This is a genomic window from Streptomyces sp. NPDC057249, from assembly GCF_042669245.1.
Taxonomy (GTDB): domain Bacteria; phylum Actinomycetota; class Actinomycetes; order Streptomycetales; family Streptomycetaceae; genus Streptomyces.
In genome coordinates, this window is sequence record NZ_JBHUXS010000020.1 from 66235 (window position 1) to 80149 (window position 13915).

General features: G+C 69.9%; 18 protein-coding genes. All 18 read right to left on the reverse strand.

The annotated features are described in order from the left end of the window. Nucleotides 1-263 precede the first annotated feature (263 nt). The 18 genes from ACFUJY_RS29335 to ACFUJY_RS29420 all read right to left on the reverse strand — a co-directional run bounded on the left by ACFUJY_RS29335 (nt 264) and on the right by ACFUJY_RS29420 (nt 13861). Entirely contained in the window at nt 264-476 is a 213-nt protein-coding gene (locus ACFUJY_RS29335; protein WP_383305249.1) for a hypothetical protein, read from the reverse strand. Next, nucleotides 473-2908 carry a phage portal protein gene (locus tag ACFUJY_RS29340; protein WP_383305251.1) on the reverse strand — a complete coding sequence of 812 codons (2436 nt, stop codon included), beginning with the start codon at nt 2906-2908 and terminating at the stop codon, nt 473-475. Before ACFUJY_RS29340 ends, ACFUJY_RS29335 begins: the two co-directional genes overlap by 4 nt. A gap of 1 nt (nt 2909) precedes the next feature. Continuing rightward, the gene (locus ACFUJY_RS29345; protein ID WP_383305253.1) at nt 2910-3053 is read right to left on the reverse strand and encodes a hypothetical protein; all 144 of its coding nucleotides are present in this window, start codon (nt 3051-3053) and stop codon (nt 2910-2912) included. A 256-nt stretch (nt 3054-3309) separates the two neighbouring features. Further along, entirely contained in the window at nt 3310-3465 is a 156-nt protein-coding gene (locus ACFUJY_RS29350; RefSeq protein WP_383305255.1) for a hypothetical protein, read from the reverse strand. 9 nt (nt 3466-3474) lie between these two features. Continuing rightward, nucleotides 3475-3927, reverse strand: a complete 453-nt coding sequence (locus tag ACFUJY_RS29355) for a hypothetical protein (RefSeq protein WP_383305257.1) — start codon at nt 3925-3927, stop codon at nt 3475-3477. 264 nt (nt 3928-4191) lie between these two features. Next, on the reverse strand, nt 4192-5202 hold the full coding sequence (gene galE, locus ACFUJY_RS29360) for a UDP-glucose 4-epimerase GalE (protein ID WP_383305258.1): 1011 nt from the start codon (nt 5200-5202) through the stop codon (nt 4192-4194). Between the two features lie 78 nt (nt 5203-5280). Then, nucleotides 5281-6165: a formylglycine-generating enzyme family protein gene (locus ACFUJY_RS29365; protein ID WP_383305260.1), complete on the reverse strand. Its 885-nt coding sequence runs from the start codon at nt 6163-6165 to the stop codon at nt 5281-5283. A gap of 1 nt (nt 6166) precedes the next feature. Further along, nucleotides 6167-7384: an SDR family NAD(P)-dependent oxidoreductase gene (locus tag ACFUJY_RS29370; protein WP_383305262.1), complete on the reverse strand. Its 1218-nt coding sequence runs from the start codon at nt 7382-7384 to the stop codon at nt 6167-6169. Nucleotides 7385-7493: 109 nt separating this feature from the next. Beyond that, nucleotides 7494-7988 (reverse strand): winged helix-turn-helix domain-containing protein, encoded by a 495-nt coding sequence (locus tag ACFUJY_RS29375; RefSeq protein WP_383305264.1) that lies wholly within the window; start codon nt 7986-7988, stop codon nt 7494-7496. Between the two features lie 34 nt (nt 7989-8022). Further along, complete coding sequence (locus ACFUJY_RS29380; protein ID WP_383305266.1) at nt 8023-8571, reverse strand: GntR family transcriptional regulator; 549 nt, start codon at nt 8569-8571, stop codon at nt 8023-8025. Continuing rightward, a complete protein-coding gene (locus ACFUJY_RS29385) occupies nt 8568-9218 on the reverse strand; it encodes a hypothetical protein (RefSeq protein ID WP_383305268.1) in 651 nt (216 codons plus the stop codon). The genes ACFUJY_RS29380 and ACFUJY_RS29385 overlap by 4 nt, the downstream gene beginning before the upstream one ends. Further along, nucleotides 9218-10120 carry an SAM-dependent methyltransferase gene (locus ACFUJY_RS29390; protein WP_383305270.1) on the reverse strand — a complete coding sequence of 301 codons (903 nt, stop codon included), beginning with the start codon at nt 10118-10120 and terminating at the stop codon, nt 9218-9220. Before ACFUJY_RS29390 ends, ACFUJY_RS29385 begins: the two co-directional genes overlap by 1 nt. Further along, nucleotides 10117-10884: a hypothetical protein gene (locus ACFUJY_RS29395; RefSeq protein ID WP_383305272.1), complete on the reverse strand. Its 768-nt coding sequence runs from the start codon at nt 10882-10884 to the stop codon at nt 10117-10119. The genes ACFUJY_RS29390 and ACFUJY_RS29395 overlap by 4 nt, the downstream gene beginning before the upstream one ends. Then, nucleotides 10884-11558, reverse strand: a complete 675-nt coding sequence (locus ACFUJY_RS29400; protein WP_383305273.1) for a hypothetical protein — start codon at nt 11556-11558, stop codon at nt 10884-10886. Before ACFUJY_RS29400 ends, ACFUJY_RS29395 begins: the two co-directional genes overlap by 1 nt. Before the next feature lie 212 nt (nt 11559-11770). Beyond that, complete coding sequence (locus tag ACFUJY_RS29405) at nt 11771-12241, reverse strand: DUF6082 family protein (RefSeq protein WP_383305275.1); 471 nt, start codon at nt 12239-12241, stop codon at nt 11771-11773. After that, the gene (locus ACFUJY_RS29410) at nt 12238-12714 is read right to left on the reverse strand and encodes a hypothetical protein (protein WP_383305277.1); all 477 of its coding nucleotides are present in this window, start codon (nt 12712-12714) and stop codon (nt 12238-12240) included. The genes ACFUJY_RS29405 and ACFUJY_RS29410 overlap by 4 nt, the downstream gene beginning before the upstream one ends. A 176-nt stretch (nt 12715-12890) precedes the next feature. After that, nucleotides 12891-13439, reverse strand: a complete 549-nt coding sequence (locus tag ACFUJY_RS29415; protein WP_383305279.1) for a hypothetical protein — start codon at nt 13437-13439, stop codon at nt 12891-12893. Continuing rightward, entirely contained in the window at nt 13436-13861 is a 426-nt protein-coding gene (locus ACFUJY_RS29420; RefSeq protein ID WP_383305281.1) for an ATP-binding protein, read from the reverse strand. Before ACFUJY_RS29420 ends, ACFUJY_RS29415 begins: the two co-directional genes overlap by 4 nt. Nucleotides 13862-13915: the final 54 nt, after the last annotated feature.

Genomic DNA, 13915 nt, shown 5'->3' on the forward strand with positions numbered 1-13915 from the left:
TGACGGCCGGGCACCACCGTGAACGCGCGTCGGCCCGGACCGCGAGAGCGGGCCGGGCCGACTGCACAACCGAGGAGATAACCAGCCTGTGGCCAGTTGGTTTTGCTGATTGCGGTTCCGTAGTGGGGCTCTGCGCCCGGAAGCGCAGAGAATGTTGCTGTGGTGCTGAACCGCTGTACGACGTGTATGCCGCGATGGTGCCTCGGTGGTGCGATGTAAAAGCTACCAGGGACGAGGGCCAGGGCAGCGCATTTCGGCGGAAGTTACATCGTCTGGGTGAGGATGTGCAGCAGGAACCACCCGGAGAAGCCGAGCCAGCTTGCCGTGAACACCGCCCGGCCGGCCTTGGACGTGCGGGTACGGAACAGCTTCCGCGTGTTCTCGCTGAGGGTGTCGCCCTTCTTCTTGTTGATCAGCGCCCACGTCTCGAACAGGGCGAAGAGGGCGGTCCACAGGGTCCAGATGATCCAGCTCACAACTTGTCTCCTTCGGTGCGGTAGCGCAGGCGGCATCGGCAGTTGACGGTCAGGTACAGGGGGGCGAGCTGGTCGCCGGGGTAGCGCATGGGGTAGCCGTCCACGTCGAACGGGGTGGTCACGGGCAGGGTGGTGCCGTCGACGTCGGCGTGGGCTTCGCGCACGCGGTCGTCGCCACGCGACACCCAGGTCCGCACGATGTGGGGGCCGATCGCACCGGCGGTCGCGTCGGCCGCACCGTTGACGGTGGCGGTGGCCGCGCTCTCCGCGATGCCCGCAGCGGTACGCGGAGCGATGTCGGAGAAGGCTGTGCGGACGAGTGCCAGGAGGTCTTCCATGTCGTCGGTCACGTCCTGTGCCTGGCCCAGAAGCCCGCCCAGGGTGTCCAGGAAATGGCGGGCACCGCCCTCTCCCGCATACACGGCGTCGAGCACCGCGGCGGTGACACGGGCGGCGGCCGACGGAGGCGGCTCGGCGGCGCCAAGGGCCGCAGCGGTTCGCTGGGACACGCCGTGCGCGATGCCGGCCAGGACGTGCGCCAGAGTGCCGGAGACCTCCTCAAGCCAGCGGTCGGCGCCGATGATGCGCTGGATGTCCAGCGACGCGTCCCCGCCGCGGGTGTCTGTCGGACCGTCGTCGCGCCAGTAGCGAGTGCCCTTGCGGGCCTTCGGGGACCGCAGCCGCGCAGTGATGACCCCCATCTGCCGTTCGAACAACGGGGTGAGTGCGGCCGCCACGGCCTGGGCGGCCTGGTCGAAGTCGTCGTCAGTGACCTCGTAGCCGGTGCCGCCAGGCGGCAGCGCCTTGCCCTCAAGGCCGCGGGCTTCAGCAACCGCGGTAGCGGCATCCCCCGGCCTTCGCTGCTCGATCTGCCGGGCCGACTCGACGGCTGCGGCGGCTGCGCCCGGCTGTCCGCCAGGGGCGCCGTCCTCGCGTGCGGACGCGACTGCCGCCGCGCCGGGGCCCGGGGGGAGCGCGCCTGCGGGCTGGCCCCCGTCGCTGCGGGCCTGGGCGACGGCCGCCGCGGCGTCCCCGCCGTCGTGGCTGCCTGGGGGGAGCGCAGCATTGGGGCCTGCGCCGGGCGGCAGCGCCCCTCCAGGAGCGGTGTCGGTATCTCCGCTTCCCTGAATGCCCAGTGCGGCGGCGTCTTCCGGGCGGGCGGGAACAGGGGCCTTCTGCGGGGAGATCCACAGAGCACGACTGTGGGCGTTGTTGTAGGCGGGCAGCCCTGTCCGCCGGCGGTACTCATCGATCGAGATCAGGCCGGATTCCCACTCTTCGCGGGCCTCCGCGCGACGCCGCCGACGGGGCAGCTCCAGCACCTCGACGCTGCTGGTGTTGTAGCGGATGTCCGCTTCCGGGTGGCGCAGGTCGCCCGCGAACGCGTTGGCGATCATCGCGAGGTGGTCAAGCTCGGTGTGTGACCAGAAGTTGTATTCCTCCTGCTCAGCGTTGTCGAAGGTGCGACCGGAAGCGTTGCCGAGCACGCTCTCCGGGACACCGAAAGCGCCGAGGATTTCGATCTTGGCGTTCTGCGCGGCGTGCTCGTAGGCCATCTCCCGGGGCTTGGCCGCAAGGTCGACGTAGTTCATGCCGCCCGGACCCGCCCCGACAACCGATACGTGACCGGCGAACTCACTGCCGGGCAGGAACCGGGATTCGAGCCGGTTCATCTCCTGGTCGCTGAGCGTGGTGGTGTCCACGGCGACGATGCCGCCGGGCCGGGCGTCGTTGCGTATGAAGGCGACGTTGTACAGCCGCGAGAGGTAGTCCAGCTCGACGCTGACGCCGGCCGCTTCCAGGGGAGTCATGCCGGAGAAAGGGTCTGTGGGGTGGGGGTCTCTGATCCAGCGAACCCGTTCCGGATCGAGCTCCCGTACCTCGCCGAACAGGGTGGTGAACTCGAAGTGGGCGATGTATTCGCCACGCGGGTCGGGAACGGGGAGGACCCGGTCAGGGGGAAGGAGATCGAGGCGGGTGATGGTGCCCCGATTGGAGCGGGTCACCTCCACGAACGCGCCGCGCTTGGAGAGCAGAATCTGCGCGGACAGACGCTTACGGAACTGGGCGCCGGTCTCGACGGGGTTCGCCCGCCCGTTGAGGACCCGCAGCAGGGGGTGGTCCTCGATGACCTGCTCGAACTGGCCGTCCTCGGACAGACCCACCCCGATCTCGATCGGAAGGCGGCCGGCGTGCTTTCCGATCGTCTCGATGGCCTTGTAGACCCAGATGACCCGCTCGTAGCCTTCGGTGACTACGCGGTCCAGGTCCCAGCCGTCGGCGCGCCCCTCCGTGGACCAAATGTTGGAGGTACCCGCGTACGTGGTGGAGGCGTAGCCGCCGGTCCAGGTGAGCGTCTTGGTCTCGGGCTCCGGCGCCTGGAGAGTGGGGATGAGGGAACGGAGGGCCGGAAGCCACTTTCGCTTCGCCACGTTAGTCTCCCTCGCTGCTCAGGTAGGCGCCTAGCGCGACCAGGAGAGCGAACAGCACGGCCCAGGGGGTGAAGGCGAACGCCAGGCCGGCCAGCACGGTGAGACCGAGGGACAGCGCGACGTACCCGGCGACGAGCCGCACCAAGGGGTGCAGGGGCGGGGCGACGCGCAGAACGGTAGAACCCCCGAAGCCCAGGATCAGACCGGCGAGGAACAGGGTCACGAGGGGTTCGGCTGCGTACAGGGCCCCGAGCAGCCCGACCGTCCCTGAGCCGATCAGGAAGAGGCCGAGTACGTCGCGGAGGACGCGACGGCGCGGTGCCCGGTGGCTGGAGGGTGAGGGCTGCGTTGGAGGATTCACGCGGCGGACCGTAGGGGCCTGCCGCGCTTACGTCTCGGGCCTAGTCGTCCGCGAAGATCACAGTTGCCAGGCCGAGCCAGGTGGCGATCGAGGCGATGACGCCGACGATGACGGCGAGTTGCGTGCTGCCGGTCTGGTGATGGGTGACGCCAGCAGATATCCCGCCCAGGAGGACGCCGAGGAGGAACAGGGGCATTGGATGTTCCTATCGGGCCGGGCGGGAGACGCCGCTGATGTAGGAGCCGATACCGCGGCGCTGGATAGTGCCCCCTCTCAGCAGCCGGGATGTCGGCGGCGGGGTGGGGATCTTCCGCTTCGCCCGCTGGGACTGGTCGCCGCCGATCAGGTGCTGGTTGTCGATCTGAGCCTCGCAGTCGATCCCGGCCACATCCTCGTACGGCCGCCGGCAGTTCCGGCAGTAGACCTCCAGAGCATCCACGCGGGTCTTGGCCTCCGTCGTGAAGCTGCCACGAAAGTCCGCGATCTTGGCAATGCGCTCCTCGACCTTGATCTCGGCCGCGATGATCCAGACGTGCGCAAGGCTCTGTTCCTGCGGCTCTGCCGCCACGGGCGGGCCCGGGCGGCTCTGGGGGGCATTGAAGAGATCCGCGAAAGGCTCGAAGTAGAGCTGGTCACTCTCAGCAACGGAAGTCAGCACGGTCTGGGTCCTCCTGGCGGCGATACAGCAGATGCTGGCCGAGCGTCAACGGCTGGCTGCTTGTATGGACGGAGTGACCGCCGTTTGCGTTACACCCGTCGCTGGTGTGCGCCGTGGCTCGGAGATGGCCGCGTTGGTTCAGCGAAGGTGCCTTGCCCGAAGTTGAGCTGTGCTCCCGAACACGACGGCTCAGGAGCACAGACAGGGGTTAGTTGAGCTCTGGCAGGGCTTCGCTGTCCCTCGTGTTGTCGTCCTCGTCCTTGCTCAGGAGCGGGGCGGGGAAGCTGGGAGTCGCGCTTCTCGGATCTCGGCCCACCGAAGCGAGTCGCGAATGCCATCAGCCACTGAGTACCGCGGATGCCATCCGAGCTCTTGGGCTGCTCGGTCGCTGCGGGTGTAGGCGCCGGCCACGTCGCCGGGCCGGGGGGCGCGTTCTTCGGTCTTCACGGGGGCGTCCACGACCTCGTTGAATGCCTCGACGAGCTCGCGGACTGTGGTGCCGGTGCCGGTGCCCAGGTTGATCGCCCTGGAGGTGCTGCCGTCGTGGAAGAGCCCGTCGAATCGGGTGAGGGCGGCGACATGGGCGGCGGCGAGATCCCAGACGTGCACATAGTCACGAATCCCCGTGCCGTCGCGGGTGGGCCAGTCGACTCCCGTGATGCCGAACGGCACGCCCGCTTCGTGCGCGGAGATCAGCATCCCTAGAGCGTGGCTCGGACGGGGCAGTTGCAGGCCGGTGCGGAGCTCAGGATCGGCGCCGATGGGGTTGAAGTAGCGCAGGGACAGCACGCGGAGCGGAGTGCTGGCCGCGATGTCCGCGAACATGCCCTCGCACACCGTCTTGGTGCGCGCGTACGGGCTCTGCGGCGCGTGCGGGGACTCCTCGTCAACGGTGAAGTCGTCACCGGCCTGGTAGATCGAGGCGGAGGAGCTGAACAGCAGGCGGTGGCAGCCGTTGCGCAGGAGGTGGTTCACCAGCTCCAGGCTCGCGCTCACGTTGTTCCGGTAGTAGCCGACAGGGTCGGCGACGGAGTCCGGGACCACGATCAGCGCTGCACAGTGCACGACGGCGGCGATGTCCGGGTGGTCGGCGAAGACGCGGTCGATGAGCGGGCCGTCGGCAATGTCGCCCTCGTAGAAGGAGCGCCCGGCAGTGAACTCGCGGCGGCCGGTCCCCAGGTTGTCGAGGATGACGGGCTCGATCCCGGCGTCGATGCATGCGGAGGCGACCGTGCTGCCGATGTACCCGGCCCCGCCCGTAATCAGTACCTTCATGGCTCCGAGCCTAGCCGGGGCGCGAGCCTTCCCCGTACGCGGCGGCGCAGGACCAACCCGCGTACGGGGAAGCGGTGTTCAGTAGTCGGTTGTCGTGCCTGGGCTGGCTGCGCAGCGGAAGCCGAGGGCGTGATTGGAGTAGTCGGGCGCGGCGGCGAAGCGCTCGGTGGTGCGCAGCTGGTGGCGCATGTGCATCCACCCACCTCCGCGGACCACGCGGTAGCGGCCGACGGCGGCCTGGTACATCGGCTCGTACCTGCGGGTTCCGTCGTAGAGCCGGTAGGGGTCGGCGGTCCACTCGGAGACGTTGCCGATCATGTCGCTGATCCCGAAGGGGGAATCACCGGCCGGTGAGCGGCCGCCGACGGCTGCGGTGCCGGGCACGGTGGCGTTGCGCGCGTAGTGCTCGTCCCACCAGGCCCGCCACGACTCCGGGTCCGCGACCGGGCCCGTGCGGGCGCCCACAGCCCGGTTATCGTCCCAGTCGTTCCCCCAGGGCCTGGCCCGCCAGGCGGGGCCGTGGGCCGCGTACTCCCACTCGGCCTCGGTGGGAAGCCGCTTGCCGGCCCACTGAGCGAAGGCGGTGGCGTCGGCGTGGTCGACGTGGACGACGGGGTGGTCCAGGCGTTCCGCGATGCTGTCCCCAGGGCCGCCGGGGTGCTTCCAGTCAGCCCCGGGGCGCGCCTCCCAGTATCCGGAGGCGTACACCGACCCGTAACCGCGCCTTTCTGCGGCCGTCCGGTATCCGGTGGCCCGAACGAACCGGTCGAACGCGGCGTTGGTGACGGGGTGCCGGTCGAGCAGGAAAGCGCCGATGGTGGCGTAGTGCTGCGGGGACTCATCCTCGAACCAGGCACGCCCGTAGTGCTGCGCGCCGACCAGTGCGTCCAGGTGATCCTCCGGCGCTCCGATCAGAGCGGTCGCGGCAGGGATCATGACCATCGAACGTGTAATGGTGTCCATGTCAGCCTCCCGCCATGGCCGGGAGGAGGGTGAGGTTGACCTCGCCGCGCAGACCGGTGGCCATGCCGTCCAGGTCTCGGATGCTGTCGTCACCGATGTAGACGTTGGTCCAGGGCACGAGCTGACCGGTGGGGCTGAGCACTCGGGGCGCCAGGACCGGGTAGGTGTCCGTCAGCCACTTCAGGGCCATGCCGACGGAGTCCGCGCGGCAGGCCAGCGGCTGGCCCTCGGGGATCAGGGTCCGCCATGCGGTGGGCACGTCGAACGTCACAACCGCCTGGGATTCGATCATGTCCCGCATCCCGGTGACGGTCGCCTCGACACCCTGCTGAAGCGTGGTGGTGGGCTCCCACCCCAGCAGCTCTCTGGCCTGCGTGATGTCGGGGCAGCGGGCGGCGCCGCCCGTCGGCGCGCTCGGCCCGATCCGTACGGTTCCGCTTCCGACCGTGGACACCACCAGGTGCGCGAGGTCCCCGATCGCGGTCCCGTCCTCGGCCCCGATGTTCAGCGGTCCGGACACGTCGGAGTCCATCATCGCGATCAGCCCGGCCACGAAGTCGCGCACGTAACACAGGCTCCGGGTGGCCTCCGGGCCGTTGACGACCAGCTCCTCCCCGGCCAAGGCGGCGACGACGAACGCGGCGACGACTCTCTTGTCCGAGGGCAGCATGCCGGGCCCGTACACGTTGAACGGGCGCACGATGCCGGTGTTCACGCCGTACTGACGCCGGTAGGCCACGGCTAGGGCCTCCAGGAAGCGCTTCGCTTCCTGGTAGCCGGACATCGGCCCGGTCGGATCGACGTTCCCCGTGTACGTCTCGGGCTGGGGCTGGACCTCCGGCTCACCGTAGACCTCGGCGGAGGACACCAGCACGATGCGGGCCTTGTACCGGCGGGCGATCTCCAGTGCGTTGACCGTGCCGACGGAACCGGCCATCAGGGTCTGTACGGGCTGCTCGCGCACCAGGGCCGGACCGATGGGGCTGGCGAGGTGCATGACCGCGGTCACGGGCGTGTCCCAGTTGAGGGGGGCAGTGATGTCGTGCTCGATGAAGGTGAAGCGAGGGTGCCGCGTCAGCTGGGCCAGTGCCGGTAAGCGCCCGGCCGTGAGGCTGTCGACCGCAGTGACACGGGCGCCCCTGTCCAGCAGCGCCTCGCACAGATGGGTACCGATGAAGCCGGCCCCACCCGTCACCAGAATGTGTTCGCTCGGTTCCACTGTTCTCTCCTTGCCGGTGAAGTGAATGTGGGTGGTGCGACCCGGCGCGGGGCCATCGTGCGGCTGCGCACGAGTTGGTGGCGCCCCCGCGCCGGGAGTCTGTGGGCCCTCAGGGGGTGTCGGGCGGCTGGGGTGCGCGGCGGCGCTTCGGCCGTCGGGCGTGGCGCCGTGACACGAAGGTGCCGACGCCGAGATGGACGATCAGGAGTCCTTCATCGAGCAGAGGGACGAGCGCCTTGGACACGTTGGCCGGGGTGACCCCGAATTCCTGTGCCAGAGAGCGCACCAACGGTTGGCCCGGCTTGAGCGAGCCGTCAGCGATGCGTTCACGCACGGCCTTCGCAATGAGCGCCGACTTGGTCGGGGGAACCTCGAAGGCGTAGGCGCCTCGTGCGTGGCGGATACGCACGAGCCCTTCCGCAGCGAGAGCGTGCATGGCGACGCTCACGACGCTGTACGAAACGCCGTACTGCTTACGGATCTCCTCGTACGTCGGCAGCTTCGTGCCCGGTGGGTAGGCGTCCGTGTCCGTGAGCATCTGCTTCAGCCCGTCGTAGACCCGGCGCCGGGACGTGCCGGCCTTGGGAGCGGTTGCGGAACCCATGCTGCGGTCTCCGGGTGGCCGAGGGGTGATGGGGTCAGAGGGCACGGGAGCCCCCTTCCGGGCCTTCGGGAAGGTAGGGCGCGTAGGTGCCGACTCCCCGCCTGTAGGTCAGCAGCCCCTCTTTGTGCAGGGGGGCGAGAGCGTTGAGCAGCACACTGCGGGAGACGTCGAACTCCTTGAGCAGTGCGTTGACGACCGGCTGGCCTGGCTTGATCGTGCCGTCCGCTATGCGCTCCCGCACGATTGCGCCCAGGCGCGCAGCCGTCGGCGGCGCTGCGGGGCGGCCGTTCGAGCTTGGCTCAGGGGCGCTGCTCCCCCTCCCACTGGCCGGGAGGGGGAGTTCCCCCCGTACGGTCACGCCGCCCGGACGGATGACGACACGACCCTCGTACGCCAGGGACAGCATCGCGTCGGACACGACGCTGGGGGAGACGCCGTAGCGCTGGCACAGCGCCATGTAGGACGGGAGCCGGCTGCCCGGCCGGTACTTCTTCGTGTCCGCGAGCATGCCCACCAGGTCGTCGTAGACCGCACGGCCGAGGGTGCCCTTCGCGGGAGGCCCCGTGGTCTTGCGCCGGGTCATGCCGCCGCCCTCAGGTCGTCGGGGGCGATGGGGGCGCAGCCGTGCAGTTGCACGATCACGCGGAAGGCGATCGTCGCGGGGAGCATGGGGTCGCCGTACGGGACGCGGCGCTCACCGATCGGTGTCCGGGTCACGGGGTCGTGGACCAGGCCGTGCACCCCCCACGGCGTGACCTGCTCCACCAGGGCCAGGACCGGGTGGCGGCCCAAGCGCTTGCAGCCAATCGACTCGGTCATGGACTCGATCGCGCAGGCGCGGTGCACGGGCGGGGACGCGGTTTGCGCCCCGTCCTGGAGGGACGTGCCCTCGCGGGCGAGGAAGAGGCGCCGGCCGTTCCACTGCTCGGCCGCCTCGCGGTGCGTGTCCGCGCCGCAGACCTGGCAGCCGAGGCGGTCCATCACCTCGCGCTGCCGCTGAGGATGGACGCCCGCCGGACTCGCGTCCCCGCGGCCGCGTGCCGAGGGGTACCGCAGTAGCAGCGCACCTCGTACGCGGTCCTGCTGGACCTCGTCGGTGTAGGCGAGCCGGCCTCCGCTCAGCCACGTCAGCGAACGGTCGGGGTGTTCCTCACTCCACGGCGCGATGTAGGGCATCCGCCGACGGCCCTGGTAGAACTGCTGGATGTCGGCTTCTACGAGTTCGACCATCACGCCCCCCGCGCTTCTGCTGCGCTGGCGGCCGGCTTGATCGCGACCCCCGCGTACGCCCCCGATGCGTGCCACATCTCCTCGGGGAGCGGGCTTTCCCTGTCCCACCGTGCGGTGGGAACGAGGCCGGGCTCCAGCATCGGCCAGCCGCCGGCGTACTCCCGGATGACCTCCTTGTCGCGGGTGAGGTAGGTGAGGGCAGCCTTGTCCCGGGCGGGGGGCGTGAGCATGGACGGCCTGGTGGGGCCGAGGTCGCAGGCGTGGGTGATCGACAGGGCGCTGCCGGGGGGCGCCCATTCCCGCAGGATGCGCATCGACTTGGCGGCGTCGGCATCGGACAGCCAGGGCAGCACGTCGTGCGCGAGGACGGCAACAGGTCTGGTCAGGTCGAGTGCACCACTCACCTGCGCGGAGCGCAGCAAGGTGTCCATGCGGGCGAGGTCCCCTTGGACGATCCGCACGACCTTCTCGTTCTCACACCGCATCCTTCGGTGAGCGACGGCATGCGGATCGATGTCCACGTAGACGACCCGGGGTACGGGGATGAGCGTCAGCGCGGTCTCGTCCACGTCGCGGGCGGGCTGCCACGGTGAGGGGTAGCCGCATCCGAGGTCGAGGAACTGCGTGAAGCCCTCGTCGGCCAGGCGCGTGACCACTGCGCTGTTGTGTTCCAAGTTGATCCTGGCGGCCGTGCGCAGGCGTTCGAAGTCGTCCTCGGACAGGTCGGCGAGCACCGCCCTGTCCGAGGCGTAGTTGTCCGAGCCTCCCAGCAGCCGGTCGTACATTCGTGCGCTGGCGGCATGGTGTGCCCAGTCCTCGGGCGGGCGCGGCACGCGTGTGGCCGGGGCCCATGCGGTGCCGTAGCACCGCTGGTTGTGCTGGTACTCGGTGTCGGTGCTCATGCCTGGCCTCCCGAGGGTGCTGTCGGTTGTGCTGCTGCGGCAGTTCGGCGGGCAACGGCTGCGGCCAGGGACTGAGCCTCGTCCGCGGTGAGTGCGCCGAAGCGGACTCGGTTCGGCTTGGGTGGGGCGCAGTCGTCACATCCGGGCTGCGCCTCGATGAGCACGGCGAGTTTCGGCAGGCGCATCAACCTGCCTGCGAGTTTGTCGAGACCGGCCCAGGTGGAGATATCGATATGGGCCGGCCGGTCGGAAGTGCCATGGAGCAGCTTCCACAGGGCCAGCGCGTCCTCGGCGTCGAGCGCGAGGGGCTGGAGTGCTTCGTCGTCATCGACGGCCGCCCGGACCTCGATGCCGGCCTCGTAGAGGGCGAGGGTCAGAGCGAGTGCGGCGCGCTCCACGGCGTTCATGCCCGACTTGATCAGGGCGGTGAGCAGGCGTACGGCGCCGGCCGTTGGGAGAATGATGTCCCATCCAAGGCGCGTGCCGGTGGACCGCTCGCACTTCCACGTCATGATGCCGTGCTCGGCGAGGGTGCTCTTCACATCGCCTCGCGCCCACGCCCATCCGTCCGTCCGGTCGTCGTCGGCCGCCGGTACCCCCTCAACGCGCACGCGGGCGCCACCGTCGCTGTGCTGCTGCACGAGGAGGGACCCCCCGGCCGGGCGGATGACACCAAGGGTCAAGTCCAGGTCACGCGCGGCGAATGCGGCGACGGCAGCGAAGCCGGATTCGTTGGTCAGGTGAGGCAGAGCGTGCATGTCCATCAGGCGCTCACCCCGTCCGCGAAGGCGACGCCGTCGTACGGGCAGGCCGTGCTGGAGGGGGCGAGCGCGGTGGTGACAACGGCTTCGACGGTGACTCTGGCCAGCTCTCGTACGGCGTGCCGCGCCACGACGTACCGGGCGTCGGGGGAGTCGTAGAGGACCAGGGCATCGTCGTCCACGGCCACGCTCGGCTGCCCCGTGCGGCAGTACAGGGTGCCGCGGACACCGATCTGGTCGGCCTCCCGGACCCGCAGCCGCGCATGGCCGTTCCGCAGCCACGGGCAGCCCTTCGTCACCCTGTCCGCGCACGGCTCGCACGCGGGCGGGACGGTGGTCCGCACACCCTCCCACGTTGTGCCCTCGGCCGGAGGCCCGGCCAGCAGCGGCATCAACCACAGCATCCCGTCGGCGTTCCGGCTCGCGGGGCCGCCGCACGTCGCGCAGAGCAGGTGCCGCATCGCCTCGGGCTGCCGGCCGGGGTGCAGCAGCTTGTAGATGCGGGGCCCGGTCTGCGGGCCGCCCCACGCTTCCCACAGCACGCTGTCGTCATCCCGGTGCCGCTGATCCACGCGGGGATCGGCGTAGAAGACGCCTCCCGGAGTGGTCATCAGCGGCTCGGGCAAGGTGATCTCGCCCGCCCACGGAATGATGTACGGCGCTCTGGTGGTGGTCACGGTGCTGTCCCTGATGGTCGGTGACGGTCACGGAACTGGGTGGTGATCGGGGCCGGCCGCATACCCCCCACGGATCGCGGCCGGGGCGCGCAAGCGCGCCGCTCCCGGGTGCCTTCTGACCTGGACACACTCGCTATCCAGCCCAGGCAGAAGGCAGGGTTCCCGGACGCCCCCGGGTCTGATGGAACGCCCCCTCGGGGCGTGCGGGTCGGTCAGCTCACCGTGGCGCTGGCGTTCTCCTGCTCACGCCGGGCGAACTTGTAGGCGACCGCGAGGGCGTCGTTGACGGTGCCGAGCTGCCGCTCGCCGTGCACGGCCTCCGACTCCCGGGTGGCCCCGAACCGCTCCCAGTACTGGCGGACGCACTTGGTGCTCATCAGCAAAGCGGCGTAGAAGCGCATCTGTTCGGTTGAGTCGATGCCCAGCCGGTACCGGAGCGAGTGCGTGCCCAGCGCCAGGTTGGCGCTCATCAGCGTCACGAACTCCTCGGCGCTCAGGTCCTCCGGCTTCCACGCCTCGGCCAGCTCAGGGGTGCCAATGATCCCCCGCAGCCATCGCTCCTGGCGGTCGGCCGTCGCGAGGTCGAGGCTCTGCCGGTGGTGCCGGTCACGCTGGACGAGATGGGCGCCGGCCAGGACGGTGAGGGTGAGCAGGGCAATGCGTTCGAGCTTCATGAGCTTCATGTGGTGCCTTCCGGAACAGCGGTCGAGTGCGGAGGTTGTGGGGACGGTGGCGGTTGCTGGAGCCAGGCCGACGGCAGGAAGGCGACGAAAGCGAGCCGTTCAGCAAGTCGGCGCAGCAGGTGCTCGTAAGCGAAGCTGCTGGCCGGTATGGCCTGCCGATTGGTCGTGAGAATCCCGTGCACGAAGCCGCGGCTGATGGCCTGGCAGGCAGCCTCCAGCGCCGGCCGCTCCGCGTTGCCGGGCGGCCTGATGCTGGCGGCGGGGTACTCGATGTAGGGCACGCGGTGGACGAGCCAGTTGCGCGTCCTGGCGAACTTCACGAGGTGGGCATGAACGGCTTCCGCGTCGACCCCCGGCCCGGCCAGGACGTACGTGGCGACCCGGACCTGCCGGGTCTCCGGGATCGCGCCCAGGGCACTCGTGAGATAGCCCCGCCGAAGGTTCGCGAGGCGGGCTTCGGTGCTCTGCCGCATCCGGGGTTGGCCGTAGTCCGGCCACCCGTCCGCGATCTCCCCAGGGGGAACAGCTTCCAGCACAGGAATCTCCAGTACGGGCCCCTGGTACCGGGGCCGAGGCGGCAGCCCGGCACCAGGGGGTCAGCCCGTGCTCGCCGGTATCCGGGGGGACGGATGGATCGGCGAGCACGGAGTCAGTGGGCGGAACCGAGATGAGCGGCAATCTCACGGTGCGGGGCCGGCTCGGGCCGGGCCGCCGCCAACACCCGCCGCAGCGGCTCGACCGGGACCAGCCGGTCACTCCGGGGCGGGCGCAGCCAGTACGCGCCCGGAGGCGCGTCCCGGTTCAGCGGGGGTAGGAGCAGGGTGTGCGGAGCGCCGAGGCACACCGCGTACGAGTGCCACGCCCAGCGCCGACGCGTGCCCGGCGGGACCAGCCAGTAGAGCCACCCGGCAGGGTCCTGAATGACCGGCCCGCACCCGCCCTGCTGCACGTCCATCCGCTCCAGCGCCTCGGCGGCCCCGTCGGGGCCGGTAATGACGACCTCGAACAGCCCGCCACCCAGCGGCAAGGGCGTCTGCCGGTGCGCTTGAACGTTGAGCAGGGCTCGCAGTCGGGCGGTGAGGTCCGCCATGTCGGCGGGCGGCTGTCGGTCAGGTCCGGCCGCCGCGTCCAGGCGTCCGGTGATTTCGGCGGCCGTCGGCATCTCGGCGACTGCCGACGGGAGGGTGAGGATGGTCATGGTGCCACCGGACCCGGGCGCAGGGTGGCGCGTACGGTCTTGCCGCCGCCCTCACGGTCGGCAGGGAAGTACGTGATGGTCGCGCCGCACCGCTGTGCTTCCCACAAGCCGCGCCCCAGTTCTCCCCCAATCGCTCGGTCGAACTCGGGGAACTTCGGGTTTGGGTCATCGACCTCAACCAGAAGCCCGTCGCCGTCAGTGACGGTGAGTCGCACCTCGAATGTCTGTGTGTCCGGAGTGACCCCGTGTTCCAGAGCGTTGCGCACCAAGACGTACAGAACGTTCACGGCATCGTGCTGGCTGCCGGGCCAGCCCAGTACGGTGAGTCGGGTCCGACCGTCGATACGGGCCACCGCCAGTGCGCTGTAGTCGGCTGGTAGTGCGAAGCGCGTCTCACGTAGGACGGGAACGAGTTCCATCATGAAGTCCTTCGAGCAGGGACGAGCGCCGCGCTGGCGCCGGGGGAGGCGAGCTTC

Bases quoted from the DNA above. Each gene is read 5' to 3' on its own strand.
- ACFUJY_RS29350 (WP_383305255.1), bottom strand. From the start codon at position 3,465: ATGCCCCTGTTCCTCCTCGGCGTCCTCCTGGGCGGGATATCTGCTGGC.
- galE (WP_383305258.1), bottom strand. From the start codon at position 5,202: ATGAAGGTACTGATTACGGGCGGGGCCGGGTACATCGGCAGCACGGTC.
- ACFUJY_RS29365 (WP_383305260.1), bottom strand. From the start codon at position 6,165: ATGGACACCATTACACGTTCGATGGTCATGATCCCTGCCGCGACCGCT.
- ACFUJY_RS29375 (WP_383305264.1), bottom strand. From the start codon at position 7,988: ATGGGTTCCGCAACCGCTCCCAAGGCCGGCACGTCCCGGCGCCGGGTC.
- ACFUJY_RS29380 (WP_383305266.1), bottom strand. From the start codon at position 8,571: ATGACCCGGCGCAAGACCACGGGGCCTCCCGCGAAGGGCACCCTCGGC.
- ACFUJY_RS29385 (WP_383305268.1), bottom strand. From the start codon at position 9,218: ATGGTCGAACTCGTAGAAGCCGACATCCAGCAGTTCTACCAGGGCCGT.
- ACFUJY_RS29390 (WP_383305270.1), bottom strand. From the start codon at position 10,120: ATGAGCACCGACACCGAGTACCAGCACAACCAGCGGTGCTACGGCACC.
- ACFUJY_RS29395 (WP_383305272.1), bottom strand. From the start codon at position 10,884: ATGGACATGCACGCTCTGCCTCACCTGACCAACGAATCCGGCTTCGCT.
- ACFUJY_RS29405 (WP_383305275.1), bottom strand. From the start codon at position 12,241: ATGAAGCTCATGAAGCTCGAACGCATTGCCCTGCTCACCCTCACCGTC.
- ACFUJY_RS29410 (WP_383305277.1), bottom strand. From the start codon at position 12,714: ATGCGGCAGAGCACCGAAGCCCGCCTCGCGAACCTTCGGCGGGGCTAT.
- ACFUJY_RS29415 (WP_383305279.1), bottom strand. From the start codon at position 13,439: ATGACCATCCTCACCCTCCCGTCGGCAGTCGCCGAGATGCCGACGGCC.
- ACFUJY_RS29420 (WP_383305281.1), bottom strand. From the start codon at position 13,861: ATGATGGAACTCGTTCCCGTCCTACGTGAGACGCGCTTCGCACTACCA.